This window comes from Rufibacter latericius, from assembly GCF_003721515.1.
In the GTDB taxonomy this organism is placed as follows: Bacteria; Bacteroidota; Bacteroidia; order Cytophagales; family Hymenobacteraceae; genus Nibribacter; species Nibribacter latericius.
The window spans coordinates 364,516-389,801 of sequence record NZ_RJJD01000001.1; the positions used below are offsets into that span (position 1 = coordinate 364,516).

Below are 25,286 nucleotides of genomic sequence, written 5' to 3' on the forward strand. Positions count from 1 at the left end.
CTCTTCTTCCTGTTCCAAAACCGAGCCAGGTTGCCTACCTTTAGATATCTCCCCCATACGAACAATCCTATCCCATTCTGCTTAACCCTTCACCCAGGCTCTTCGGTCGGTTTTGCTGGCCTATTCATTGTGCTTTAAGCCTGTTTTCTGAAAAACGGTCCCAAAAGCCTTTCGCCTCATAAGTAGTGGGAATTTCGTTTGGTGCGTTTTGCTGTCGCTACTTTCCTTCTTTCCCTTAGGCTTCGGAACCTATTCTCCCTGCCTTCATCCACACATGACCTCTAAAATTAACAAGGCAAAAAATCTGTTATACTCTGGTTTTCTGTATATTGAATCAGGATCATTCTTCTACCTGAGCCATGAAAACAACCGAAGCAGCCGAACTTCAAGACCTGGCTATTTTCAAACAGGTTCCTTTGGAGCAACTCTCCTGGATGCTGGAGCACGCCACCTTGCTGGAGCTTCTGCCTGGCCAGGTGCTTTTCCAGAAGGGAGACCCCGCCGAAAATATGTATGTGGTACTGGAAGGCCAGATTGATGTAAGGCTGGAGGAAAGCGGTCAGTTAAAACAGGTATTTTCCTTCCATAAAGGCGAAATAACCGGCGTGATGCCTCTTTCCCGGCTTACCCATACCAAAGGCCTGGGCGAGGCAGCCAAGCCTACCCTATTACTTGTGCTGCACAAAAGCCACTTCCCCGAACTGGAGCGAAATAACCCCGATTTACTGCAGGTACTGGTCACCATTATGACTGAAAGGGTGCGTAATTTCACCCAGATGCAGCAATTCAATGAGAAGCTCATGGCCTTGGGCAAGCTTTCGGCGGGTTTGGCCCACGAGCTCAACAACCCCTCGGCGGCCATCGTGCGGAGCTCCGCTGAGTTCCTGCGCATCCACCATAACGTTCCCCAGAAATTCAAGCGCGTGATGATGATGCACCTGACTCCCGAGCAAGTGGATGAAGTGGTGGAATTCACCTTCGCCAAAATAAACAACTGCAAACTGAGCACCCTTCCCCTCCTGGATAGAAGCCGCCTGGAAGACGAATTATTGGAATGGATGGAAGTCCACCAGTTGGAAAACCCGTATCCCTTGGCCGAGATCTTCGTGGAAACCGGGCTGAACCTGACAGATCTGAACCAGGTAGAAAAGATCCTGGACGGCAAGCACCTGGACGAGGTCCTGGAGTGGGTAGCCAATGCCCTCAGCACCGAGCGCCTGATCAATGACATACAGGTGGCCTCTAAACGGATATTTGACCTGGTGAGCGCCGTAAAAACCTACTCCCACATGGACCAGGATCAGGACAAGCAGCCGGTCACCCTGCCCAAGGAAATACAGAGCACCCTTACCATGCTGGGCCACAAGATCAAGGAAAAACGCATCCAAGTGCAGGAAACCTATGCGCCCGACCTTCCCAAAGTGTCTGTGTACCCCGGCAAACTAAACCAGGTCTGGACCAACCTGCTGGACAACGCCATTGACGCCGCTCCAGACCAGGGAACGGTAGAGATAAAGGCCTGGCCCGAAGGAAAAACCATCCATGTGAGTATTACCGACAACGGGGCTGGCATCTCGCCAGAAATAATGGGCCGCATCTTTGACCCGTTTTTCACCACCAAACCCATGGGAAAAGGAAGCGGCCTGGGCCTGGACATCGTGCGCAAGATCATCCAACACCACAATGCCGAAATCTTTGTGGACTCGGTTCCCGGCAAAACCACTTTCACCGTGCAACTGCCGCTGTGAAGCTATCTGTTTTACCTCTTCTTTTCAGAAATAGCCCATGAAACAGCCTATCATTTTCGCGTTAGACGATGATCCGCAGGTGCTCAAGGCCCTGGCGCGGGACGTTCGGCAACAGTTCCGGAAAGAGTACAAAGTCCTGAGCACCACCTCCGCTTCGGAAGCCTTGGAAAGCCTGAAAACGCTCAAGAACCAGCACGAGGCCATCGCCCTTTTCATCTGTGACCAGCGCATGCCCGAAATGCCCGGCGTGGATTTCATGGAGCAGGCCATCAAAATATACCCAGACGCCAAACGGGTGCTCCTAACTGCGTACTCAGACACCGAGGCCGCCATCAAAGCCATCAACGCGGTGGGGCTCCATTACTACCTGCTCAAACCCTGGGACCCGCCGGAGGAACGACTGTACCCCGTGCTGCAGGATCTGCTGGATGAATGGCAGGCCACGTTTATCCCTAAATGGACCGGCCTGAGGGTCATTGGTAACCAATGGTCACCCAAATCGCACCACCTCAAAGATTTTCTGGGTGCCAACCTTTTCCCGTTCCAATGGCTGAACGTAGACGAACCGAACCAGGCCATGGAACTGCTGCGCCTGAACGATTTAAATGAGAGCCAACTGCCCGTGGTTTTCTTCGAAGATGGCTCCTACCTCTGCCAGCCCGAGATTCCGTCCATCGCGCAGAAACTGGGCCTGAAATCCAACGCCACCAATTCTTTGTACGATGTGGTCTTGATTGGGGCGGGCCCGGCAGGGTTGGCGGGCGCGGTGTACGGCGCCTCGGAAGGCCTCAGGACCTTGCTCATTGACAAACGCGCCCCAGGCGGACAGGCCGGCAGCAGCTCCCGCATTGAGAACTACCTGGGCTTCCCGAACGGCCTCAGCGGCAGCGATCTGGCCCACCGCGCCATTGTGCAAGCTACCCGCCTGGGTACCGAGTTCCTGTCGCCGCAGGAAGTGGTGGAGATCAGGTTGCAGGATCAGTACAAGATTATACGTCTGTCTAACGGGAGCGAAATCAGCAGCCGGAGCATCATCATTACCACCGGCGTAGATTACCGCAAGCTGGAGGCGCCAGGTGTGGAAGAATTCACGGGCGCGGGGGTGTACTATGGGGCGGCTATGATTGAGGCCCATGCTTTTAAAGGCAAACAGGTGTACATTGTGGGCGGTGGCAACTCGGCGGGGCAGGCGGCCATGCACCTCTCTAAATACGCGGCCCAGGTTTACATCATCATCCGGAAGCCTGATCTGAGTTCCACCATGTCGCAGTACCTCATAAACCAGATCCAAGGAACAACCAACATCCAGTTACTACCCTTCACCGAGGTGGCAGAAGCCCGCGGCGATCAAAGACTGACGTGCCTGGTGCTTTCCAGGGAGCAGGAGAAAACCACCCAGACCGTGCCCGCCGATGCCCTGTTCATCTTCATCGGGTCCAAACCGTTCACTGACTGGATCAAGCTGGACATCATCAAAAACCCCAAGGGCTGCGTGGAAACCGGCCGCGACCTGCAGAAGTATCCCCTATTCCAAAAGACCTGGAAACTCCCCCGCGACCCGTACCTGCTGGAGACCTGCGTGCCCGGTATTTTCGCGGCCGGCGATGTACGGGCGGGCGCCATGAACCGCGTGGCCTCGGCGGTGGGCGAAGGCGCCATGGCCATCAAGTACGTCCACGAATACCTTGCTCAAACCTAAGATTTATTCTGATAATGGAAACCAAAACCTGCCAGCACCTTCCCGCGCCGGAGAACCTGAAGCCAGCCACTTCACACGTCTGCGCCCAATGCGTAGCCATGGGCAGCACCTGGGTACACCTGCGCCTCTGCCAAACCTGCGGCCAAACCCACTGCTGCGACTCCTCACCCAACAAGCACGCGACAAAACATTATCTGGAAACGAAGCACCCGGTAATCACCTCGGTACAACCCGGCGAAAGCTGGGCCTGGTGCTATGAAGATCAGCTATTCATGCCTTTGCCAGACTCGGTTTCTAAGGTTTGATTTAGCGGTGTTTTGGTAAAAACTGGCTTGAAACCTAGCGGCGTTACAGGGAACGCCGCTACAAACAAAAATCCCCATCAACCTTTATTGGCTGATGGGGATTTTCTATTTATTTGGTTTAGCGGCAACCTAGCTGGCTACGGTCTTTCTTTCAATCTCCCGTAGGTTCTCCATTTTCTTGTTGCGCAGGAAGCCGTTGATGTCTTCGAAGTGCTCTCTGATGCGCTTGTTCCCGAACTCAAATACTTTTTCGGCCAGACCGTCCAGGAAGTCACGGTCGTGGGAAACCAGGATGAGCGTTCCGTCGAAGGCTTTGAGGGCGTCTTTCAGGATGTCTTTGGTTTTGATGTCCAGGTGGTTGGTAGGCTCATCGAGAATGAGCAGGTTCACGGGCTGCAGCAGAAGCTTGATCATGGCCAGTCGGGTTTTCTCGCCACCCGAGAGCATTTTCACTTTCTTCTCCACGGTATCGCCGCTGAACATGAAGGCACCCAGAATGTCTTTGATGCGGGTCCGCATGTCACCCACGGCGATCTGATCGATGGTCTGGAACACGGACAGTTCCTCGTCCAGCAGCGAAGCCTGGTTCTGCGCGAAGTAGCCGATCATGGAGTTGTGTCCCAACTGAAGTTTTCCGTCGTAGTCAATCTCGCCCATAATGGCTTTGATGAGCGTAGATTTACCCTCGCCATTTTTGCCTACAAACGCCACTTTCTGGCCGCGCTCAATGGTCAAAGACGCATCTTTGAACACGGTGTGGTCGCCGTACTTCTTGGTGAGTTCCTCCACAATGACTGGGTAATTGCCGGAACGTGGGGCCGGTGGGAATTTGAGGTTCAGCGCCGAGGTATCTACTTCGTCTACCTGAATGATCTCAATCTTCTCCAGCATCTTCACGCGGGACTGTACCTGAAGCGTTTTGGAGTACGTTCCCTTAAAACGGTCAATAAACGCCTGGATATCGGCGATCTCTTTCTGCTGATCATCGAACTGGCGCTGCTGCTGCTCGCGACGCTCTTTGCGCAGTTGCAGGTATTGGGTGTAGGGCACCTTATAGTCGTAGATGCGGCCCATGGTCACCTCAATGGTTCGGTTGGTGATGTTGTCCACGAAGGTCTTGTCGTGGGAAATCACGATCACGGCTTTGGCGTTGTTCACCAGGAAATCCTCCAGCCACTGCACCGATTCGATGTCCAGGTGGTTGGTGGGCTCATCCAGTAGAATCAAGTCTGGCTTCTGGAGCAGGATCTTGGCCAGCTCAATGCGCATGCGCCATCCGCCGGAGAACTCGCTGGTGGAGCGGGTGAAATCTGAGCGCAGGAAGCCCAGACCCAAGAGGGTTTTCTCTACCTCGGCATCGAAGTTGATCTCCTCAATGGAATAGTATTTTTCGCTGAGTTCAGACACGTCCTCAATCAGCTTCATGTACTCGTCAGACTCGTAATCGGTGCGGGTTTCCAGCTGGGTGTTCAGCTCGTCCATTTTGGCCTTCATTTCCAGAATCTGCCCGAAAGCCTTGGACGCTTCCTCAAACACGGTGCTCTCGTCTTTGGTGAGTAAGTGCTGCGGCAAATAGGCGATCACCGCATCCTTCGGGGCCGACAATTTGCCTTTGGTGGGCTTGTTGACTCCGGCAATGATCTTGAGGAGGGTAGATTTTCCGGCTCCGTTTTTCCCCATGAGGGCGATCCGGTCGGTTTCATTGATGTTGAAGGTAACGTTACTAAAAAGAGCCGCGCCGTTAAACTCAACGGCGACCGAATCAACTGAAATCATGGTGCGTTTTACAATTAGAAAACAAAGATACTAGTATTTCCCCGATTAGGCTGAATTTGAAAACATCAGAAGTCATGGAACTTACGGGAAGGATTCCTCAGGAAAACAGCACAACACAGATCGCATTAGATTTGCTCCATTTTAGGAGTGTTTTTAGAAAATCGGGCGGAAAGTATTAATTTGATGATAATTTATGTTGGCCAGATAGCGCGGCGCTGCAACTTACTACGCCTGAGCAGGGTCGTGTAATAAAGTCAAAGCAAAGCGTATGAAGAATATCCTTTACCCTCTCCTGTTTTTACTCTTGGCCATCAGTTGCACCCCGGAAGACGAGATCTCCCCTGAGCCAGATCAGAATGCCTATAGGCCACCTACGCTGGTTCCTTCACAGGTCATTGGCCAATGGAAACTAGTGAAGATAAACGCAGTATCCATGATGGCCATTGATCCAGATAATAATTGGCCCTTACCCTATGAGGAAATTTTGCACCTAAACCCAGATAGCTCTATCACCAGGTCCCGGAATGGAGTGAAAGCGACCGGGACTTTTTCCATTAAAACTCTGCCTACTAATCCCACAGAATGGTACGTCATCGTAAAATTTGATGATCCATCAGTCGCGTTTCACGACCTCGGGTATTTTAAACCAAATTTCTCCCAAGGAATGTGGCTGAGAAACGGGAACGCTGAGTATCTCATGCTAAACTACTCGGCCTTTGACGGCCCTACTTTCTATTACCAGAAGGAGCCCGCAACGAAGTAGACTCCTTTGTATTGGTTTAAGCACCTAATTGGGGCCTGTTTTTAGAAAAACAGGCCCCAAACGTTTTTAGCCCGGGCATAAGGAAACCAGCCGCAGGAAGCAGCAGCTAACCCAAAAATTTGTACCTTTTCCAAAAAGAAGACTTCGTTTACGGTAAAACCTGGCGGCGGGCACACGCATGGAATGGTTTTTGCCGTTGTGCAGCTATGAAAATCCCGAATAAGAATATACTAAGAACCTCGGCCAGCCTGCTTTTGGCGGGCTTTACGGTGTTTCCGGCACTGGCACAGGATGACCCGGTTTCTTCCGTCTCCGAGTTTGACCAGACCTACGTGAACTGGCACAACCTGGACCCCACGCAAGACAAAATCCAGGGCACGGGCGTGAACAGGGCCTACAAAGAACTGCTGGTCAACAAAAAGCCGAAGAAAACCATTGTGGTGGCGGTCATTGACAGCGGCATTGACATATACCACGATGACCTGAAAGGCAAGATCTGGACGAACAAGAAAGAGGTAGCCGGCAACGGCTTGGACGATGACCAAAACGGTTACGTAGACGATGTGCACGGCTGGGGTTTTCTGGGCAATGCCAAAGGCGAGAACATCCGCTATGAAACCTACGAGTACGTACGCCTGCTCCGCAAACTGGCGCCTTCTTACCAGAACGTCTCTTCCATCAAAGAGGTACCGCTGGCACAGCAACCCGAGTACAAAACCTACCTGCTCGCCAAAGAAGCCTATGACAAGGAACTGGCCAAATACCAGCAGACTAAGCAGGGTTTAGAGGCTTTTGAGAAGGTTTTGATCCAGGTGCAGGAGGTGCTGGCCACGCACTTGAAAACCAAGGAATACACCTTGCAGGACGTACAGCGCATCGCCACACCTGACCAGAACGTGATGAACGCCCGCAACTGGTTGCTGAGCAAATACAGCCAAGGCCTCACGGTAGAGGCTTTCCTGAAGTACAAAGAGCACACCGATACCTACCTGGAGAAACACCTGAACCTGGAGTTCAACCCAAGAGCAGTGGTCGCGGACAACCCTGAGTCTATCGTTGACACCAAGTACGGCAACAGCGATGTCATCGGGCCGAGGCCCACCCACGGCACCCCGGTTTCTGGCCTTATTGCCGGCTTACGCGGCAACAATCTGGGCATTGACGGCATTGCCGAAGATGTGCAGATCATGGCCTTGCGCGCTGTGCCCGAAGGCGACGAACGTGACAAGGACATCGCCTTGGCTATCAGGTACGCAGTTGACAACGGGGCCAACATCATTAACATGAGTTTCGGGAAGACCTTCTCGCCGCAGAAATCGTTTGTGGATGAGGCTGTAAAGTATGCCGAATCCAAGAACGTGTTGCTGGTGCACGCCGCCGGAAATGAGGCCACCGACAATGACAAAGTCACCCACTACCCCACCCGCCTCCTGAACGACGGAAGCCAGATCAAAACCTGGATTGAGGTAGGTGCTTCGTCCCGGATGCTGGGCAAAGACCTGGTGGGTGTGTTCTCCAACTACGGAAAGCAGACCGTGGACCTGTTCGCGCCGGGCGTAAACATCGTCTCCCTGGCTCCGGAAAACAAGTACGCCAAGATGGACGGAACCAGCTTCTCAAGTCCGGTGGTGAGCGGAGTGGCTGCCTTGGTGTGGTCCCACTACCCTGAGTTATCAGCGGCCGAATTGAAAGAGGTTATCCTGAAATCAGCTACGGTGTACCCCAAAGAGACGGCGCTTTATCCTAACCTGGAAAGTGAAGCCCGCAAAAAGGCGAAGTTTTCTGACCTCTCTAGCACGGGCGGTATTGTGAACGCCTACAATGCCCTGGTACTGGCCGAGAAAACGGTATCGCAGAAGAAACCCAAAAGCTAAGACCTCTTCTTACAGACCTATCAAAAACAGAACTGCCTCTGAAAGTACTTTCAGGGGCAGTTCTGTTTTAGGGCAGTTTTACAAAAAGAAAGGCCTAAATACCTAATCAGCTTCCTTTACATTACCCTCATGCCTAAACTAGGAGAACATAAATTATTAAGGAGAAAACTCCGCAGAAGAAAACAACAGGTATTAAAATAATTCATTTCAGCAGAAACTCAACTCAAACAACAGCTTTCCTCTACTGCTCATGACTTTATCACAGAAAAGTCATTTTATTTACCTTACGACCTTTCGGGCGCATCTTAGCTAATCTATATTTCTTAGAGCCAACTTTTTATTCAGAAACAAGCAAATGGTTTTGTTGAAGAGAACTAAAGAAAGTCTATCTTTGTCTTACGCTCTACTAAATCCTCTTGTTAATATTACTATTGCATGAAACGTATACTCAAGAAAGCCATCAAGCCCTTCCTGCCTTCTTACCAGGTAGTAACCACCACCTACCAGGTAATCCCAGGCTTGCCTGTCACTAAGAAACTTTCTACACACTCTTTTGAAAAAGGAGAATCTAAAGAGGCCAAAGCCTTCTATGGCAAAGTGGTTTCTTCTGATTTCACCAAGAAACTGGCGCCGGTAGAAGTTCAGCTTCGGGTAGCTGGTATCACCATCAAGAAAGCCCAGTACGGTCCTTTCCAGAACTTCGACAAAAAGAAAATTGCTCAAAGCTAGACTATTAAGACTCTGGTTTGTTTTCCATTTTAAGAGTCCTTTCTAAAAAGCAGCCTTAATACAAATATCACATAGAAAAGCCCTCCCCTTTACAGGAGGGCTTTTCTATGTGAATTGCTTTTTAACACCTTACATATACATAGGCCTTCTAAAAATTTATGAATAAAAGATTTACCCTCTTCCTTCTTTTTCTAGCACTTTCTATAGGCTGCGCAACAGCTCAGGTCACCCTTATTCCTAAAGCGGGTGTTACTTTTAGCAGCTATACGTTTGAGCGCTTTCCTGAACAGAGAGAAGAAGAAACGTATAAGCCGGGCATTGTGGCTGGAGTAGCCCTTAACTTACCCTTCATGAAATTGCCCTGGTTATCCATTCAGCCTGAGATCAACTACCTGCAGAAAAAGCACATTTACCAAACGTTTGCCACCATTCCTATTGGCCCTGAGGTAGAAATTTCCTTTATGGAGCAGAAGAAAACGCTTTCTTATTTAGAAGTGCCCGTTCTGGTGAAAGCCACTGTACAAAAAGGGAATTGGTACGGGTACGTGAATGCTGGTCCTTCGGTAGGTTACGCGATAGCAGGAAAATTTAAAATGGGAGACCATGAATCAGAGTATGATTTTAGCCAAAGCAATCGGCTGGAACTTAGTGTGCAGGGCGGCGGCGGCGTAGGGCTTACGTTGGGCAGCGGCACGTTGCTTTTAGATGCCCGGTTCAGCTTGGGTTTAACGCACCTGGAGAAGGAGTACACGGGTCCTATCAACATTCCAGGTGAGGAAGCTTGGACGCCCACCGTCCACTTTGACGCTGACCAAAAAAGCCGGGTGCTTAGCTTCACCGTGGGCTATGCGTTTCCTTTATCGGCAATTGACTCAAAATAATCGGACCAGCGCATAGCAGCCATCCTCATTCTGAACAGAACAATCTGGTGGTATTAAATGGTAAGCACCAAACGAAAGAGCCGCTAACTTCAGTTTAGCGGCTCTTTTTCTGAAAACAGGCCTGAACTGGCCTAGCCTTCGGCAAGGCCGCTTTCTACGGTTTTGGAGGCGGCGGGTGCTTTGGCGCCGGGGTTCAGGTCCCATTCGTTGTTGAGCAGGCTGATGGCGTGGCTGGCGGTCATGTCAAACTGGCACGGCACCACTGAGACGTAATTCTGGGCCAGGGCGGCTTCATCGGTGTCTTCGCCTTTGTCGAAGTTCACGAAATTACCGGTAAGCCAGAAGTAGGTGCGGCCCCTGGGGTCTTTGCGCTCATCGAACTCCTCTTCCCACTTGGCCCGGGCTTGGCGGCAGACTTTTACGCCCGCAATGGCTTTGTCAGATTTCTTGGGGAAGTTCACGTTGAGGGCCACTCCGGCCGGAATGCCGTGTTCTAAAGCCTGGCGGGTAATCAACTCAACATATTCCTCGGTGTGCGAAAAGTCAATTTCATGCCCGTAATCACAGAGCGAGAACCCGATGGCGGGCAATCCTTCTATGGCCGCCTCAATGGCCGCCGACATGGTGCCGGAATACAGCACACTGATGCTGGAGTTGGAGCCGTGGTTGATGCCGCTCACGACCAAATCGGGTTTGCGGTTTCTGAGCACGTGGTGCTTGGCCAGCTTCACGCAGTCGGCGGGGGTGCCGGAGCATTCGTAGGATTCCACGTCATCGAAGGCCAGGGATTTATCCAGGCGCAGGGTATTCCCGATGGTGATGGCATGTCCCATACCCGACTGGGGACCGTCCGGGGCTACCACCACTACCTCGCCTATGCGCTGCATCACTTTCACCAGCGTGTGAATACCGGGCGCGGTGATGCCGTCATCGTTCGACACTAAAATCAAGGGCTTCTTCTTCATAGTCATCGGTTCAAAATTTGAGGCCAAATTAGTTTGTATACGGTCCTGGGCCAAATTGAAAGAGGGCAAATGAAACAAAGGCTTGCCTAATGCCGGTAGAAACAGTACCTATGCCCTCTCAAACTTCAGGACAGATGAAAAAGACGATTCTTTTGTTTAGCACGCTGGTGGCGCTGGCTAGCTGCAAAAACGAAACCTCTGACGCCAACACCACCACCGATACCCAGATAGAAGAGGCTGCCGGCGATATCTCCACCGAGGCCGCGGAGTCACCCGCCCAGAGCCCTGATGGCGCTACCCCAACCCCAGCCGTTTCAGAGCCTATGTCTGAGGAACCTTTGCCCGGAGCCACTTCCACGGCATCTACCCCTCCATCTGCGGCGAACCCGCTCTTCAACCTGACGCTGGAGAGAGGCCAGGCCGGTGCCGTGAAAATCGGGATGACTATTGACGAACTGAAGAAAGCCTACGGCCAAAACAAGCTGCGGGAAATAGAACATACCATAGAAGGCACCACCACTCCCGCCTTTGAAGTGCTGGGCGAACGCCATCGGCCCGATTTGCGCGTGGAACAGGAATGCGCGGGCACGGCCTGCAAGGTTACCCGCATTACGGTGCTGAACCCGGCCTTTAAGACGTACAACGGCTTAGGCATCGGCAGCACGTTCGAGGACCTGCAAAAGAGCATCAAGATAACCCGCGTGGCAACCGGCGAAGGAAACTTCGTGGCGATTTCAGAAGATGCCAAAATGAGCTTTGTGCTGGATATGCGCGGCATTCCGGCGCAAAAGTGGGCCAAAATGCAAGTAAAAGACGTACCTGGCTCTACTTTGGTCTCCGGGGTGATGCTTTTCTAGAAGGCACGCCCGGACAGGACAAATTACAAGAAAGGAGAAGCCCCTGCTAGTTGGCAGGGGCTTCTCCTTTCTTTTGCTCATTATTGCTTTTAAGGCCTTTTCAGGAAAACGGGCCCTAAACTGAGGCTATTGCTGAACCTAGCGGGCCATTTGCTCCAGTGCGGCAGATGTGAAGGACTTCTGGTTGAGGGAGGTGTATTTCAGGTCCTGTCCGCCTTTGAAAGTAGCGCCTTTCCACTGCATGGGATCAGAAAGCTTGGCGTACTTGAAATTGGCCAGGCGGTTGAACACCGCATTTTGGAAATCGGCTCCTTGGGGAAAAGCAGCGTATTTAAAGACGGCCTCTCCCTTGAAGTAGGCGGATTTGAAGTTGGCTTTGGCGGGGAATTTCACATATTTGAAGTTGGCCACCTCGGCAAAATCGGTTCTCTCAAAATCAACCTTGCCCGCAAATTTTGTGTACTTGAACAAGGCTTCCTCTTTGAAGGTGCTTCCGTCAAAGGAGGCATCACCCTTGAATTCTGAGTATTTGAAGGCTGTCCGTTGCTCAAAAACGCACTTTTCAAAGCGTACGTCTTTCTCAAAGTTGGTGTTGTAGACCTCGTCGTTGCCTTTGCCTATGGTGACATCTGAGAGTTCGCCATTGAGGCTGTTCGGGTTGAAGTAGGCCAGTACCTTGCCCTTAAAGGTGCAGTTGGTGAAAGAAACCGGCGCCGTCACCGTGCTGATGTACTCTTTGGAGTCATGTTTGCCTTTCTCTCCTTCGCTTTTCTTCAGGGTTTTGTTCTGCAGTTGGGTCAGGTCCAGGTCGCCGGTGATGGTGGCGTTTTGGTAGCTTACCGCTTCACCCCGGCTAATTTTGGCCACGATATCAGCGGCGGAAACAGAAGTCTGGGCCCAGGCAAGAGCCGGCAACAGGAGAAATACCAGCAGATAGATAAGTCTTTTGTGCATTGGGGTAAAGGTTAAGAGTTGGTTGGTTTAGTTCCGGGAATGGAGAGCAAAGGCAGGTCTGCCTAGCTTTGCCCTACACTTCTACAGACACGCAGATTCACGGGAGGTTGCACCCCACGTTTTCCTTTTGCTCTTTTTTGCTTTGTTTCGTAAAACGAGTCAAAAACCTTACACCTTAACTCCCTCCTCCATGGTTCGCCCCCGCAACTTTTACCGTTTCAAAGAAGAAGGTCTCCTGCTGCTCCGGGTGGGCATCGGGTTTATGTTTATTTTGCACGGCTGGCCCAAAATCACGGGCGGAATGGAGATGTGGGAAAAAGTGGGCAGCGCCATGTCTGTGTTCGGGATCACCTCAGGGGCGGCTTTCTTTGGGTTTATGGCAGCCTTTGCAGAAACCGTGGGCGGCCTTTTCCTGATGCTTGGTTTCCTGTTCCGGCCCATGACCCTGCTGCTATTTGCCACCATGCTGGTGGCCACCTTCCGGCACATGGCCGCCGGCGATGGATTTGGGGGCTATTCTCACGCCCTGGAATCGGCCATCCTTTTTCTCGGGCTCTTCTTCATCGGTCCGGGCAAATACAGCCTTGATGACAAGATGCTGGGCGATTCCTCCAAAAACCGGTTGTATTAAGATTCCCCTCAGCCAAGGCACTGACCTTTTTATGCCTGTTTTAAGGAAAACGGCCTTAAAGCCCAGTGCCTGGGAAATTGGCTGGTTTCTAAAACATGATTTCCGAAGAGGCTCCGGATCTGGGGCCTCTTTTTATTTTCTCCGCCAGATTGCCTAACATTACTTTCTCAATTCATCTGGTTTCTATTTCCATGCTCCTACCCCTGCTCACCACTTTAAGTACCCTTTTTCTTTCATCGTCCGCCCCAAATTGGAAGACGCCTTACGAGAAAAGCAACCGCAACCAAACCGCCACTTACTACGAGTGCATTGATTATTACCAGCGTTTGGACGAAGCGTACCCCGAAATCAAAATGACCCCTATCGGGATGACCGATGCAGGCAAACCGCTGCACACCGTGGTCATCTCCACCGATGGTGATTTTGATCCCGCTTCCATCCACCGGAAAGGGAAAACGGTCTTGCTGGTGCAGAACGGCATCCATCCGGGCGAGCCTGAGGGAATTGACGCCACCATGATGCTGGCCCGTGACTTGGTGCTGGACAAGAAACTGCGCAAGCAACTGGACAACACCGTGCTGGTGATTATTCCTATCTACAACGTAGGCGGCTCTTTGAACCGAAACAGCCATACCCGCACAAACCAGAACGGACCCGAGAGCTACGGTTTTAGGGGCAATTCCCGCAACCTAGACCTAAACCGAGACTTCATCAAGGAGGACTCCAAGAACGCCAAAACCTTCGCTACCATCTTCCGGACCTGGGACCCCGAGGTGTTCGTGGACAACCATACCAGCAACGGCGCCGATTACCAGTACACCATGACGCTCATCCCCACGCAGCACAACAAGCTGGGCGGGGCTCTGGGCACGCTTCTGAAACAGCAGATGATACCGGCGCTCTACAAAGGCATGGAGAAACGCAAATGGCCGTTGGTGCCCTACGTGAACTCGCGCGGCGAGACCCCGGAGACCGGCATCTTCGGCTTCGCCGATTTGCCGCGTTATGCCAGCGGCTACACTACGCTTTTCCAGACGCTGGGCTTCATTCCCGAAACCCATATGCTCAAGGCTTTCGACAAGCGGGTACAATCTACCTATGACCTCATGCTGGAGTTCCTGGATTACACGGCCAAAAACGGAAAAGCCATCCAAAACGCCCGCCAAAAAGACCGAGCCGCCCTGCGCACCCAACAAGAGTTTGTCTTGAATTGGGAACCTGATACTACCCAGGTGGAGACCATCCACTTCAAAGGCTACGAAGCCAAATACAAAGCCAGCGAGGTCTCTGGCCTGGAGCGACTGTACTATGACCGCAAAGCGCCGTTCACCCGGCCCGTGAAGTTCTTCGACACCTTCCGTCCGACGCTTACGGTTACCAAACCTGTTGCCTACATCATTCCGCAAGCCTGGACCGAGGTCATTGAACGGCTACAGCAAAACCAGGTGGAACTGAAACGTCTAGCCAAAGACACGCTCCTCACCCCTGAAACCTACTACATCACCGACTACAAAACTGGGCAACGTCCTTACGAAGGTCATTACCTCCACACCGATGTGCAGGTAAAGAAAGTGCAACAGCCCATCCGGTACTTTGCCGGCGATTACGTGGTGTACCTGAACCAGGTGGCCAACCGTTTCCTGGTGGAGACCCTGGAACCGCAAGCTCCGGACTCTTATTTCGCTTGGAACTTCTTTGACTCGGTGCTGGGGCAAAAAGAGCATTTCTCAGCCTACGTCTTCGAGGATTTAGCTGCCCAATACCTTAAACAAGACCCAAAGCTGAAAGCCGCCCTGGAAGAAGCCAAAGCTAAAGATCCCGTCCTGGCCAAGAGCGCCCAAGCCCAGCTCAACTTCGTGTACCGCAACACTCCTCATTACGAGAACACGCACCTGCGCTACCCGGTAGCCCGCTGGCAGGGAGGTGCGTTGCCGGTTCAGTAATGCTATTTTATAGCCGGTATTCATAAATTTTAAGTTTCCCATGCAGGCACATATCCTTGAACTCAAGTATACCTACTCAGCAAAAGAAGAAATCCTTTACCCTGTGATTCTGCAGAGCGGTTTTCATCTTATTCTGGTTGATTGTGGCTACCCAGGTTCTCTGCCTTTGCTTAAAACGGCAGTAAAACAGGCAGGCTTCTCATTGGAAGAATTAACCGGAGTGCTCATCACCCACCACGACATTGACCATATGGGATCTTTGCATGAGCTAAAGCAAAAGTATCCGGCGTTTCGGGTTTATTCCTCTGAGAAAGAAGCGGCGTATATCAGCGGACGTAAAAAATCTGCCCGATTGCAACAGGCCGAGGATTTACACTTTACTCTACCCGAAGCCCAGCAAGCCAATTCGCTTGCCTTCCAACAATTTTTGAAGACGGTAAAGCCAGAAGAGGTAAATGTCACTTTTCACGGAGAAGAAGAGCCTGAACTTTTCAGCGGAGCCCAGATCATCAATACCCCAGGACATACGCCTGGCCATTTTTCTGTCTACCTGCATGCCTCCCAAACCTTGGTCTCAGGAGATGCACTGGTAGTTGAAGAAGACGGAGAGTTGGGAATAGCCAATCCTCAATACACACTTGACCTTGCCAAGGCGGTGAGCTCTGTAAAAAGATTAGCAGACCTTCAGATAGCGCAACTCATCTGCTACCACGGAGGAGTGGTACAAGAAAATATTCCGCAAAAGCTTCAGAAACTGATTTCACAACAGAACGTTTAGCAGCCATTTTACTAGAATCAGGGCAAAACTAAACATAAAAGCAGAAGCCTCTTTCTATCCGGAAAGAGGCTTCTGCTTTTATGTAGAAAATATTTCCTGTTTGACGCACACTTTATTACGAAAATTTCGTAGAATTACGAAGACATCGTAACAAATACACCTATGGAGAAACTGACACAACAGGAAGAGGATGCCATGCAGGTAATCTGGGAAACCCAGGGTGGCTTCATCAAAGATTTTCTGGATAAACTCGCGGAGCCCAAACCGCCTTACACTACCTTGGCCTCCACGGTGAAGAACCTGGAGAAGAAAGGCTTTGTGCAGTCTGAAAGGCTGGGCAACACCTACCGCTATGCGCCTTTGATCAAGGCCGAGGAATACAAGAAGAAGTTTATGAAGGGCTTCGTGGGCAATTACTTCCAGAACTCTTACAAAGAGCTGGTGGCCTTCTTCGTGAAGGAAAAGCAGCTGAGCCCCCAGGAATTAAAGGAGATTATGGACATGATCGAAAACCAAAAACCAGAATAAGATGCCGGCGCTCCTTTTGTATCTGCTGCAAGTCAACGTGGGGCTTATCCTATTCTATGGCACTTATCGCCTGGTGCTGAGGCAAACCACGTTTTACCACCTCAACCGCTTGTTTCTGGGATCGGGATTGGTGCTGTCAAGTCTGTTGCCGCTGGTAGATCTTACCCTTTTGTTCAAAGAGAAAAGGCAACTCTACCAAGCTCTTCAAAGCTTTACCCCTACTTGGCCCGTGCCTCAGGCGACTGCACCCGAGGAGCAGGGATTTGACTTTTGGCTTATTCCGGTGGCTTTGTTCTGGCTGGGTGCGGGTGTAATGGTGCTGCGTTTCTTGGTGCAGATGGCCTCGTTGTACCGCATTCATCGGCTGTCGGAGGTTGGCTCTTACGAAGGCATCGGGTACCGCCGGGTACAAGCCAGTCTGGCTCCGTTCTCCTTCGGAAAGGCCATTTACTTCAACCCCACTCTGCACCCTGAGAAAGACTGGCTGCCCATTCTGCAGCATGAGCAGACCCATGTTCGGCAGTGGCATACGCTAGACATCATGTTAATGGAGATCACCACGCTTTTCAACTGGTTTAACCCGGTGGTGTGGTTCCTGCGCAAAGCCCTGAAACAGAACCTGGAGTTCCTCACCGACCAGCAAACCCTGCATGCGGGCATAGACCGCAAACAGTACCAGTTTTCGCTTCTGCAAACCACGGGTGCAGCCCCGCTATCTTTTACCTCCGCTTTCAGTTATCCATCCTTAAAACACCGAATCATGATGATGAATAAAACCCCTTCTGGCAAAGTCCAGAGAATCCGTTTCTTGGTGGTGGTTCCTCTGCTACTCTCAGGGCTGCTCGCCTGCCATGGCATTGCCGGCTCCAGCGCTGAACTGGGCGAAATGCTTCCGGAAGAGAACTCGCTGAGCGCTTTGCCCTTCCAGAACCAGTACGATGCTTTTCTGGAGCGTAATCCCACGGTTCAAAGAATTACCTGGAGCAATCAGGCCATTCAGGTACAACTAAAATCTGGCATAAAGGAGCAATACCCCAGCACCCCGGAAGGAATAGCAGAAGCCGAGAAGAAATACGGCACCCTTCCTGTTCCTCCTCCACCACCGCCTGTTCCGGCTGCTCCTGCCGCCCCGCCAGCGCCTCCGTTAGCCCCCGAATCTGCCTTGGCCCCGCCTCCGCCACCCCCGCCTTTCAACATGGAACTGACTCAGGAATTCCACAAGCGGAACCCAACCATTGAGGGGCTTAGCATTGGTGAGGAAAGTATTTACGTGATCTTCAAATCTGGAGACGTGGAGAGCTTTGACTTGACGCCCACCGGCATAGCAGCCTTCGAGAAGAAATACGGAAAGCTTCCTCCTCCACCGGCACCGGTTCAAAGGAAGAAAGACGAGTAGCCTGTCTATTCCTAACCCAGCTTCTATTTTAGCGGTAGTTTACGGAAAACAGGCCCTAAATAGAGAGCCCACCTTCACCCGGTGGGCTCTCTCCGTTTTCAAACAAACCTCTTCCAGGCTTACAATTCTGGCAAATCCTTCTAGCTTTGTAAATCAACCTTTCCAATCAAGACTGATTTGGCCAACATTTTAGAGATCCAGGGACTGAGCAAGCGCTACGGCGCCGTGCAGGCCCTACAACAACTAACCATCAACGTACCCGAGGGCAGCATTTACGGATTGCTGGGCCCCAACGGCAGCGGCAAAACCACTACCTTGGGCATTGTGCTGGATGTGATCAATGCCACCGCCGGCACCTTCCAATGGTTTGGGCAGCCGGCTTCCAAAACCACTAAACGGCGCATCGGGGCCTTGCTGGAAACCCCTAACTTTTACCCGTACCTGACTGCCGAAGAAAACCTGCGCATCACCGCCGATGTGAAAGGATTGAATTCTGCACGTATCACGGCCGTGCTGCAAACCGTGGGGCTGGCGAAACGCAAAAACGACAAGTTTAAAGGTTACTCCCTGGGCATGAAACAACGCCTGGCCATCGGCGCAGCCTTGTTAGGTGACCCCGAGGTGCTAGTGCTGGACGAGCCCACCAACGGCCTGGACCCTGAGGGTATTGCCGAGGTACGGGAATTGATCATCCGGATCGCCGCGCAGGGCAAAACCATTCTCCTGGCCAGCCATTTACTTGACGAGGTAGAGAAAGTCTGCACCCACATGGCGGTGCTCCGCAACGGACAACTCAAAGCTGAAGGCCCGGTTTCCTCCATCATGGCCACCAACGACATGGTGTTCATCAGCGGAGGCGCCCCCCTGGAGACGCTTTTACAGGTCGCCCGCACGCTTTCTTTCGTCACCGAAGCCCGCCAAGTAAACCAACAGATCCAACTGTCCCTTCAGCCTGAGGTGTCCAGCTCAGAACTGAACCAGGCCTTCTTCTCCCAGGGCATTGCGTTGGGCCAACTGGTGGTGCGCAAGAAAAGCCTGGAAAGCCAGTTCCTGGAAATCATTAAAGCCGATGCCGTATGACCTCACTCCTCCGGATAGAACTCCGAAAACTTCTGCCTTATTCCACCTTCTGGGTGCTTTTACTGCTGCAGTGCAGCCTGCTGTTCATCTTTTTCTACGCCCGCGGAAACGTGATGGTCAACGGACAGATGGCCGGGGCCGAGCTTTACCAGTTCCCTAAACTGTGGATGCACCTGGCCTACGTCTCCAGCTTCCTGAACCTGATTCCCGGTATCCTGATCATCATCCTGGTCACCGATGAATACGCCTTCAGGACGTTCCGGCAGCAGGTCATTGATGGGTTCTCGCGGGCTAACCTGGTACAAGCCAAATACAGCGTCATTCTACTGCTGGCCTTTCTTTTGGCTGGCTACGTGCTCTTGCTGGGCTTAGGCTTTGGGTTCTACCACGCTAAAGAATCTGGCGCTGTGTTCACAGATGCGCAGTACATCCTTTTTTACCTGGTTCAGTTGGTGGGCTACATGTCACTGGCCATGTTCATCGCCTTTCTGGTCCGGAAAACTGGCTTAGCAATCATGGTGTTCATGGCCTACACTTTGGTGGTGGAACGGTTGATCCAATGGCAAAGCCCCGATGCCCTGGACCGGTACTTCCCCATGAAGACCTTCGGAGCCTTAACCCCTAATCCGCACGCCGAAATAGAGCAATTGATGCTAGGCGTTACAGAAACTCTTTCTCCGCTGCAGGCACTGGCACCGGCGGTACTTTACGTGACCCTTTTCTGCCTTTTTTCTTACCTGCTGCTCCGTTCCCGCGATCTGTAAAAGAGGTTTTAGCCCTGTTTAAGGGAAAGTGGCCTAAAACAAAACGCCCTGCTACCGGAAAGTAGCAGGGCGTTTTGGTCAGCGGAGGAATCTGATGCGGTCAAGTTTCCCTGTATTCTCTTAGTTCACCGAAGTGGTTTTCACCTCGGGCTGGGAGATGGCCCCAAAGTAGCTTACGATTTTGGCCAGATCCGGAAGGCTGGTGTACTTGAGTTTGTTTTGCTTCACGTACTCCTTCATCATTCCGTTTTTCTTCCCGAAGATGAGTTCCAGGTCTTTTTTCACGTTCCGGAGCTCTTTGATTTTCCCGGTGGGCAGCAGGATGAAGAAGTTGTCCAGACGCTGGTCTACGTACATGGGGCCGCCAACCGGGTATCCGCCACCGTATCCGTAAGGGTAATACCCACCACGGTACATAGGATCCCGGCTGATGTCGCGGCGGGTCATGGTTTCGCGCTTAAGCAAGCCGTACTTCCCGATCACGATCTGCTCAAAAAAGGCCGGAGCCAGGAAATCACTGTAATCGTTCCCGAAGTTCCAGCGTTGGGTTACAAACACCCGGCGGTAGCGTCCGTCATTGTCTATGGCCTCAAAGCCCCGCACCGCCACGGGCGAGTAGGCCACCACCGACCCATCGGGGCGGTTTACCCTGATCAGGTCCTCTGACCGGTGATACGTAATTTTGCCGCTCACTGAGTCGCCGGTAGCCAGGTACACCCGGCCCGTGGGCCATTCATCTACCAACCCCGAGGATTGGGCCATGGCACCGGCTGCCCACAACATCAATACTATCAAAAGCCCACCCGCTTTTCTTACCATCATCTTCATGTTATCCTTTCTTAGTATAATAATATACGCTTCTTTAAAAAATATACTGGCTCTAAAATGAGAAGGTTGTCTCATTACCAGTACTTTATAACGCAAAAGAGAGAATTTTTCGTGTGCGGTTTACTCTTATGCCAAATACTCAATTTTCTTGCCAAAGGCAAGCGGGAAGCTGCTGCTATTCAATATACTAAAAAAGTCAAATAAAAGAGGCACATTGTTCAATAAAAGCAAAAAGGCGGAAGAAAATCCTCCGCCTTTTTGCTTTTATTATTTTTTCAGGATCAAGTGCCCTAGTTTATCGCGTTTGGTGGCCAAGTACCTCTGATTGTGTTCGTTAGGGGTAATCTCAATAGGAACTTGCTCTACAATCTGCAGCCCGTACCCAATTAAACCGGTACGCTTGCGGGGATTGTTGGAAAGCAGGCGCATCTTGGTTACGCCCAAGTCCCGGAGGATCTGAGCACCCACGCCATAATCCCGCTCATCGGTCCCGAAACCCAGTTGAAGGTTGGCTTCTACCGTATCCAGACCTTGTTCCTGCAGTTTGTAGGCTTTTAGTTTGTTCAGCAGCCCAATGCCGCGGCCCTCCTGGTTCATGTACACAATTACGCCTTTGCCTTCGCGCTCAATGATTTCCATGGCTTTATGCAGTTGCGGACCGCAGTCGCAGCGGCAAGACCCGAAGATATCGCCGGTCACGCAGGAAGAATGCACCCTCACCAGAATAGGCTCGTCTTCTTCCCAGGTGCCTTTCACCAAAGCCAGGTGCTTGGCGTTGTTGCTGCGCTGGGTGTAGGCGTACAGATCGAAATCGCCCCAGTCGGTGGGTAGTTCTACGGCAATCTCACGTTCAATGAGGCTTTCTTTCTGCAGGCGGTATTTGATAAGGTCTTTGATGGAGATGAGCTTGAGGTTGAATTTCTTAGCCACTTTCTCCAGATCAGGCATGCGGGCCATGGTACCGTCTTCGTTCATGATTTCCACCAGAACCCCTGCCGGCGCCAATCCGGCTAATTGAGCCAGGTCTACGGCTGCCTCAGTATGGCCAGCTCTCCTGATGACGCCTTCTTTGCGGGCACGCAACGGGAAAATATGGCCGGGTTTGCCCAGAGAAGCAGGATCGGTTTTAGGATCGGCTAGGGCTAGGATGGTTTTAGCGCGGTCAGAGGCCGAGATACCCGTGGTACAGCCGTGCCCCAGCAAATCAACTGATACGGTGAAAGGGGTAGCGTGCAGCGCGGTGTTACGGCCCACCATCAGTTCCAGGCCCAGTTCATCACAACGTTCCTCGGTGAGAGGCGCACAGATGAGGCCCCTGCCGTGGGTAGCCATGAAATTCACGATTTCTGGAGTGATTTTCTCCGCGGCACAGATAAAGTCGCCTTCGTTCTCGCGGTCATCGTCGTCCACCACGACCACTACTTTCCCGGCTTTTATATCTTCAATTGCGTCTTCTATTCTATCTAACATGATACTTTTCTTCTACTATGCGGCAAGCCAAACAGTTTTATAAACGCCCGCCTTTGAGCGCGCAAAGATAGCGGTTTTTGCATGGCAAAGATGCGCATCCTTGGGCATGGCACGCCCCTATGATATACTTACTCTGTGTATAACAATCCAGTATAGGAATTAGTGACGAAGCAGAGAACTTTTTGGGCTGAAAACGGCTGTTTTGCGCAAAAAGGCAGCTTGGACAATGAAAACCTCTGGCAACAGAACCATGCCCACAAAAAAGGCGCTTTTAGCCTGGTTTGGTAAAACCAGGCTAAAAGCGCCTATGAGCATGTTTAAAATCTGTCTTTGGTGCTGCAAATGGCCACAGCAAGAACCTGAGTTCACACTTTTATCGCCTTCGTAGCGCTGCTACGAGGCTCAAAAACTGCTTCCTCAGAACCTTACTCTAGCCATTTTCGCTTACCAATCCAAAATTTAACATGCTCTAAAGAAAGAAACGTGTGAAGCTTACTTTCCAGAAAACAGCCTCAAAACAGGGGTGCACACCCTGCTTGGCGGTTCTAGTTCATAGAGAAGGAGTAAACAAACGCGGCCCCCACGGTGGTCTGGGTTTTCTTGGAGAACTGCCCAGCAGAATTCTCAAAGAACGCATCCTTAGCTTTGTCAAACCGAACCTCAGGTTTTACCAGGAAGTTGCCTCCCGCCAGTTTAATGTTGCCCGTCATGGTGTACGAGGCCACTTCCAGCGGCCCAAAATACCTTACGCCTTTTGGGTCAGAAAAATACTCGCCCCTGAAGCCCAAGCCAAACTTGCTGCTAAGTTCATAGCTGGCATACAGCGCCCCGCCGCCCCACGAGGCGTCTTTGGACCAGGTATCTTCACTAGACTCCGTATCAGCACTAGACTCCGTATCAGCGCCGGTGTAAAAGGATCCATAAGCGGCATTGAGGCCTAGCTTGAACTTTGGGGTAGGTTGGTACGAGGTGGTGAGGTCAAACAAACTGGTGTAGCTTCCCTTATTTCCCCCGAAGTTGGACAAGGTGTTGTATTCATCTCCGCCAATCCAGTTCAGGTACATCCCGAAGCCTTCCAAAGGTGTCAGGTGCACCTGCGCGGTCACCGATTTCTGGTCGTTCAGGTCATTGAGGCAATCCCAACCGTTGATCACGCCTAGCATCAGCCCAAGTTTTGGATTAACCGTGTAGTCCAGCTTTGCCCCGGTATGGTAGAAAGGCCCGTTCCCGAACAGGTAAGACAGGCTGTAGTTAAAATTGAGCGGGGCATCTATGAGTTCATACCCTATGTGCGTGGCGTACTGCCCCACCGTGAGCCGGAACTTATCCGTGAAATCATAGGAGATGTAAGCTTGCTTGATGATCTTGGCCGTGCCGGAGTTACCAAAGTTGCACAGGTCTGCGTTGGGTCCAAAGGTAAGATCCACCACCGCTGTGGCTTTGTCTTTTTTGTAAGTCAGCAACGTCTGGATCAGCCCCAGCGAGATATTGTCATGATACTGGTCAAACACGCGACCCTGGTTTTTACCTGACTCTGGCCGGTTGAGGTTGTACTGGTAAAAGGCATCTACGTAGCCGCTCAGGTTGAAGGTCCCTTTAGTAGACGTTACAGGCTCCTCCGCAATGGCTTTCAAGGTGTCTACAGAGGAAATTTCCTGGGCAATCGTTATCTTAGCAGCGGCAAAAAACGTTGCCGCTGTAAGCGCGTAAATCTTTCTCATACTGCTTCTGTTAACTGTTAGGAATGTTTTAGAAAAGTGTTCACACCAGGCCCATGGGCAGCACCTCCTCAAATTGCCGTTTGAGGGAAACAGGTTCTACCGCAAGGAGACCAGTACTAATAAACAAAGTGGGGAGAAGAGGAACCGTGATTTGCCAGAAGTAAAAGCAGGGGTAATGTCTAGACCACATTACCTCCTGTTTTTACGATCCATGTCACTGGTTTCTGCTCCGGCTGCCTGCTCTTAGGCAGTAATGGGGGCTCTTTTAGGAAGGTCTGCTTCCAATACTTCTTCTTTTTCTGGCATGCTCATTTCATACCCGGGGCTGTTGATGTCTGGGTAGGCATGCATTTTATGTTCGTGAATGTCCAGGCCTTCCATTTCTTCTCTTTCGCTTACCCGCAAGCCTATGGTCATTTTAAGGATGGCCCACAGCACAAAGGCAAAGACAAAAGAGAACCCTCCAACGGCCCCAATCCCAATCAACTGGCTGATCAGCTGCGGCGTTCCGGCCAGGTTACCGAAGAAACCCACGGCCAAAGTTCCCCAGATGCCGCACACCAAATGCACCGACAAGGCACCCACCGGATCATCCACCCCTAGTTTGTCAAACACCGTCACCGCGATCACCACCAGGCTACCGGCCACCAGGCCAATGATAACCGAGTCAACCACGCCCATCTGGTCTGCACCGGCGGTGATCCCCACCAAACCTGCCAAGATGCCGTTGAGCACCATGGTAAAGTCACCGGTTTTGAAAAGCAGGTAAGAAAACAGGCAACCTCCCACGGCACCAGCCGCCGCGGCCAAACTGGTCATCACCAACACCCTTGACACTGCCCCTGGAGCCGCCGACAGCACCGATCCGCCGTTGAACCCAAACCAGCCCAACCATAGAATGAAGACGCCAATGGTAGCCATGGGAATGCTGTGGCCTGGGATAGGCTTGATTTTGCCGTTCACGTACTTCCCAATTCTTGGCCCCAGCAACAGAATACCGGCCAATGCTCCCCAGCCGCCCACCGAGTGGACAATAGTAGAACCGGCAAAATCATAGAAGGGCGTAGACAAGGTGTTCAGGAAACCGCCGCCCCACTTCCACATGCCTACAATGGGGTAGCAAAGGCCTACAAACACCACGGAAAATACCAGGAACGTAGCCAACTTGATCCGCTCAGCCACGGCGCCAGACACGATGGTGGCGCAAGTGGCGGCAAACATCCCCTGGAAGAGAAAATCGGTCCAGAAGGTATAGCCCGCGTTGTAGGATGAAGTCTCGCCGCCTTCAGGCAGGTTGATTCCCCAGCCAGAAAACCCAAAGACTTTGCCGGCAAAGTCAGCGCCCGGGTACATGAGAGAGAAGCCCCACAGGGCATACATGAGCAAACCTATGGGCGGCATCATGCTGTTCTTGAACAGGATGTTGACGGTGTTCTTTGACCTGGCCAGACCAGATTCTAACGTGGCGAATCCCAGATGCATGACAAACACCAAAAAGATGGAAACCATCATCCAGACATTGTTGATGACAAATAACTCTTGTGACATGGTAAAATGTTTAGGTGAATAATAGATTTTGATTTGAAGTTGTTTGAG

At 51.7% G+C, this 25,286-nt stretch carries 22 protein-coding genes; 15 read left to right on the forward strand and 7 right to left on the reverse strand.

The window, feature by feature from the left end; genetic code table 11:
* Positions 1–359 precede the first annotated feature (359 nt).
* The 3 genes from EFB08_RS01500 to EFB08_RS01510 are packed head-to-tail and all read left to right on the forward strand — an operon-like array spanning position 360 to position 3,752.
* Positions 360–1,748 carry a sensor histidine kinase gene (locus EFB08_RS01500; protein WP_123125138.1) on the forward strand — a complete coding sequence of 463 codons (1,389 nt, stop codon included), beginning with the start codon at positions 360–362 and terminating at the stop codon, positions 1,746–1,748.
* A 37-nt stretch (positions 1,749–1,785) separates the two neighbouring features.
* Positions 1,786–3,447 carry an FAD-dependent oxidoreductase gene (locus tag EFB08_RS01505; protein ID WP_123125139.1) on the forward strand — a complete coding sequence of 554 codons (1,662 nt, stop codon included), beginning with the start codon at positions 1,786–1,788 and terminating at the stop codon, positions 3,445–3,447.
* Positions 3,448–3,461: 14 nt separating this feature from the next.
* Positions 3,462–3,752 carry a UBP-type zinc finger domain-containing protein gene (locus EFB08_RS01510; RefSeq protein ID WP_123125140.1) on the forward strand — a complete coding sequence of 97 codons (291 nt, stop codon included), beginning with the start codon at positions 3,462–3,464 and terminating at the stop codon, positions 3,750–3,752.
* 129 nt (positions 3,753–3,881) lie between these two features.
* Here the strand turns inward: EFB08_RS01510 and EFB08_RS01515 are convergent, their stop codons facing one another.
* Entirely contained in the window at positions 3,882–5,528 is a 1,647-nt protein-coding gene (locus EFB08_RS01515; protein WP_123125141.1) for an ABC-F family ATP-binding cassette domain-containing protein, read from the reverse strand.
* A gap of 268 nt (positions 5,529–5,796) precedes the next feature.
* Here EFB08_RS01515 and EFB08_RS01520 point away from each other — a divergent pair, with 268 nt between their 5' ends.
* From EFB08_RS01520 to EFB08_RS01535, 4 genes are all read left to right on the forward strand, one after another.
* Complete coding sequence (locus EFB08_RS01520; protein ID WP_123125142.1) at positions 5,797–6,291, forward strand: hypothetical protein; 495 nt, start codon at positions 5,797–5,799, stop codon at positions 6,289–6,291.
* Between the two features lie 206 nt (positions 6,292–6,497).
* Entirely contained in the window at positions 6,498–8,165 is a 1,668-nt protein-coding gene (locus tag EFB08_RS01525; protein ID WP_123125143.1) for a S8 family peptidase, read from the forward strand.
* Between the two features lie 435 nt (positions 8,166–8,600).
* On the forward strand, positions 8,601–8,894 hold the full coding sequence (locus EFB08_RS01530) for a hypothetical protein (protein ID WP_123125144.1): 294 nt from the start codon (positions 8,601–8,603) through the stop codon (positions 8,892–8,894).
* Positions 8,895–9,052: 158 nt separating this feature from the next.
* Positions 9,053–9,775, forward strand: a complete 723-nt coding sequence (locus EFB08_RS01535) for a porin family protein (protein WP_123125145.1) — start codon at positions 9,053–9,055, stop codon at positions 9,773–9,775.
* A 131-nt stretch (positions 9,776–9,906) separates the two neighbouring features.
* Here EFB08_RS01535 and surE read toward each other — a convergent pair whose 3' ends face one another.
* Positions 9,907–10,740, reverse strand: coding sequence for a 5'/3'-nucleotidase SurE (surE, locus tag EFB08_RS01540; RefSeq protein WP_123125146.1), 834 nt, complete (start codon positions 10,738–10,740; stop codon positions 9,907–9,909).
* Between the two features lie 134 nt (positions 10,741–10,874).
* On the opposite strand from surE, the gene EFB08_RS01545 reads away from it, so the two are divergent.
* Positions 10,875–11,597 carry a hypothetical protein gene (locus tag EFB08_RS01545; RefSeq protein ID WP_123125147.1) on the forward strand — a complete coding sequence of 241 codons (723 nt, stop codon included), beginning with the start codon at positions 10,875–10,877 and terminating at the stop codon, positions 11,595–11,597.
* 138 nt (positions 11,598–11,735) lie between these two features.
* Here the strand turns inward: EFB08_RS01545 and EFB08_RS01550 are convergent, their stop codons facing one another.
* Positions 11,736–12,551 (reverse strand): pentapeptide repeat-containing protein, encoded by an 816-nt coding sequence (locus EFB08_RS01550; protein WP_123125148.1) that lies wholly within the window; start codon positions 12,549–12,551, stop codon positions 11,736–11,738.
* A 190-nt stretch (positions 12,552–12,741) separates the two neighbouring features.
* On the opposite strand from EFB08_RS01550, the gene EFB08_RS01555 reads away from it, so the two are divergent.
* From EFB08_RS01555 to EFB08_RS01585, 7 genes are all read left to right on the forward strand, one after another.
* Entirely contained in the window at positions 12,742–13,182 is a 441-nt protein-coding gene (locus EFB08_RS01555) for a DoxX family protein (RefSeq protein WP_123125149.1), read from the forward strand.
* Between the two features lie 95 nt (positions 13,183–13,277).
* Positions 13,278–15,125, forward strand: a complete 1,848-nt coding sequence (locus tag EFB08_RS01560; RefSeq protein WP_227006162.1) for a M14 family metallopeptidase — start codon at positions 13,278–13,280, stop codon at positions 15,123–15,125.
* Between the two features lie 40 nt (positions 15,126–15,165).
* Positions 15,166–15,903 (forward strand): MBL fold metallo-hydrolase, encoded by a 738-nt coding sequence (locus EFB08_RS01565; protein WP_123125150.1) that lies wholly within the window; start codon positions 15,166–15,168, stop codon positions 15,901–15,903.
* Between the two features lie 162 nt (positions 15,904–16,065).
* Positions 16,066–16,431, forward strand: coding sequence for a BlaI/MecI/CopY family transcriptional regulator (locus EFB08_RS01570; RefSeq protein ID WP_123125151.1), 366 nt, complete (start codon positions 16,066–16,068; stop codon positions 16,429–16,431).
* A gap of 1 nt (position 16,432) precedes the next feature.
* Positions 16,433–17,827, forward strand: coding sequence for a M56 family metallopeptidase (locus EFB08_RS01575; protein WP_123125152.1), 1,395 nt, complete (start codon positions 16,433–16,435; stop codon positions 17,825–17,827).
* Between the two features lie 177 nt (positions 17,828–18,004).
* Complete coding sequence (locus EFB08_RS01580) at positions 18,005–18,907, forward strand: ABC transporter ATP-binding protein (RefSeq protein ID WP_123125153.1); 903 nt, start codon at positions 18,005–18,007, stop codon at positions 18,905–18,907.
* Positions 18,904–19,671, forward strand: coding sequence for an ABC transporter permease (locus EFB08_RS01585; protein WP_123125154.1), 768 nt, complete (start codon positions 18,904–18,906; stop codon positions 19,669–19,671). Before EFB08_RS01580 ends, EFB08_RS01585 begins: the two co-directional genes overlap by 4 nt.
* Before the next feature lie 120 nt (positions 19,672–19,791).
* On the opposite strand, the gene EFB08_RS01590 is transcribed toward EFB08_RS01585, so the two are convergent.
* The 4 genes from EFB08_RS01590 to EFB08_RS01610 form a co-directional block, all read right to left on the reverse strand.
* On the reverse strand, positions 19,792–20,493 hold the full coding sequence (locus tag EFB08_RS01590; protein ID WP_125077623.1) for a hypothetical protein: 702 nt from the start codon (positions 20,491–20,493) through the stop codon (positions 19,792–19,794).
* Between the two features lie 273 nt (positions 20,494–20,766).
* Positions 20,767–21,969 carry a bifunctional 3,4-dihydroxy-2-butanone-4-phosphate synthase/GTP cyclohydrolase II gene (locus tag EFB08_RS01595; protein WP_123125156.1) on the reverse strand — a complete coding sequence of 401 codons (1,203 nt, stop codon included), beginning with the start codon at positions 21,967–21,969 and terminating at the stop codon, positions 20,767–20,769.
* Positions 21,970–22,514: 545 nt separating this feature from the next.
* On the reverse strand, positions 22,515–23,690 hold the full coding sequence (locus EFB08_RS01605; RefSeq protein ID WP_123125158.1) for a porin: 1,176 nt from the start codon (positions 23,688–23,690) through the stop codon (positions 22,515–22,517).
* 243 nt (positions 23,691–23,933) lie between these two features.
* Positions 23,934–25,238: an ammonium transporter gene (locus EFB08_RS01610; RefSeq protein WP_123125159.1), complete on the reverse strand. Its 1,305-nt coding sequence runs from the start codon at positions 25,236–25,238 to the stop codon at positions 23,934–23,936.
* Positions 25,239–25,286 lie beyond the last annotated feature (48 nt).

Excerpts from the sequence above, each read along its gene's own strand:
- EFB08_RS01500 (WP_123125138.1), top strand. The coding sequence starts at position 360 with ATGAAAACAACCGAAGCAGCCGAACTTCAAGACCTGGCTATTTTCAAA.
- EFB08_RS01505 (WP_123125139.1), top strand. The coding sequence starts at position 1,786 with ATGAAACAGCCTATCATTTTCGCGTTAGACGATGATCCGCAGGTGCTC.
- EFB08_RS01510 (WP_123125140.1), top strand. The coding sequence starts at position 3,462 with ATGGAAACCAAAACCTGCCAGCACCTTCCCGCGCCGGAGAACCTGAAG.
- EFB08_RS01515 (WP_123125141.1), bottom strand. The coding sequence starts at position 5,528 with ATGATTTCAGTTGATTCGGTCGCCGTTGAGTTTAACGGCGCGGCTCTT.
- EFB08_RS01520 (WP_123125142.1), top strand. The coding sequence starts at position 5,797 with ATGAAGAATATCCTTTACCCTCTCCTGTTTTTACTCTTGGCCATCAGT.
- EFB08_RS01525 (WP_123125143.1), top strand. The coding sequence starts at position 6,498 with ATGAAAATCCCGAATAAGAATATACTAAGAACCTCGGCCAGCCTGCTT.
- EFB08_RS01530 (WP_123125144.1), top strand. The coding sequence starts at position 8,601 with ATGAAACGTATACTCAAGAAAGCCATCAAGCCCTTCCTGCCTTCTTAC.
- EFB08_RS01535 (WP_123125145.1), top strand. The coding sequence starts at position 9,053 with ATGAATAAAAGATTTACCCTCTTCCTTCTTTTTCTAGCACTTTCTATA.
- surE (WP_123125146.1), bottom strand. The coding sequence starts at position 10,740 with ATGAAGAAGAAGCCCTTGATTTTAGTGTCGAACGATGACGGCATCACC.
- EFB08_RS01545 (WP_123125147.1), top strand. The coding sequence starts at position 10,875 with ATGAAAAAGACGATTCTTTTGTTTAGCACGCTGGTGGCGCTGGCTAGC.
- EFB08_RS01550 (WP_123125148.1), bottom strand. The coding sequence starts at position 12,551 with ATGCACAAAAGACTTATCTATCTGCTGGTATTTCTCCTGTTGCCGGCT.
- EFB08_RS01555 (WP_123125149.1), top strand. The coding sequence starts at position 12,742 with ATGGTTCGCCCCCGCAACTTTTACCGTTTCAAAGAAGAAGGTCTCCTG.
- EFB08_RS01560 (WP_227006162.1), top strand. The coding sequence starts at position 13,278 with ATGATTTCCGAAGAGGCTCCGGATCTGGGGCCTCTTTTTATTTTCTCC.
- EFB08_RS01565 (WP_123125150.1), top strand. The coding sequence starts at position 15,166 with ATGCAGGCACATATCCTTGAACTCAAGTATACCTACTCAGCAAAAGAA.
- EFB08_RS01570 (WP_123125151.1), top strand. The coding sequence starts at position 16,066 with ATGGAGAAACTGACACAACAGGAAGAGGATGCCATGCAGGTAATCTGG.
- EFB08_RS01575 (WP_123125152.1), top strand. The coding sequence starts at position 16,433 with ATGCCGGCGCTCCTTTTGTATCTGCTGCAAGTCAACGTGGGGCTTATC.
- EFB08_RS01585 (WP_123125154.1), top strand. The coding sequence starts at position 18,904 with ATGACCTCACTCCTCCGGATAGAACTCCGAAAACTTCTGCCTTATTCC.
- EFB08_RS01590 (WP_125077623.1), bottom strand. The coding sequence starts at position 20,493 with ATGATGGTAAGAAAAGCGGGTGGGCTTTTGATAGTATTGATGTTGTGG.
- EFB08_RS01595 (WP_123125156.1), bottom strand. The coding sequence starts at position 21,969 with ATGTTAGATAGAATAGAAGACGCAATTGAAGATATAAAAGCCGGGAAA.
- EFB08_RS01605 (WP_123125158.1), bottom strand. The coding sequence starts at position 23,690 with ATGAGAAAGATTTACGCGCTTACAGCGGCAACGTTTTTTGCCGCTGCT.
- EFB08_RS01610 (WP_123125159.1), bottom strand. The coding sequence starts at position 25,238 with ATGTCACAAGAGTTATTTGTCATCAACAATGTCTGGATGATGGTTTCC.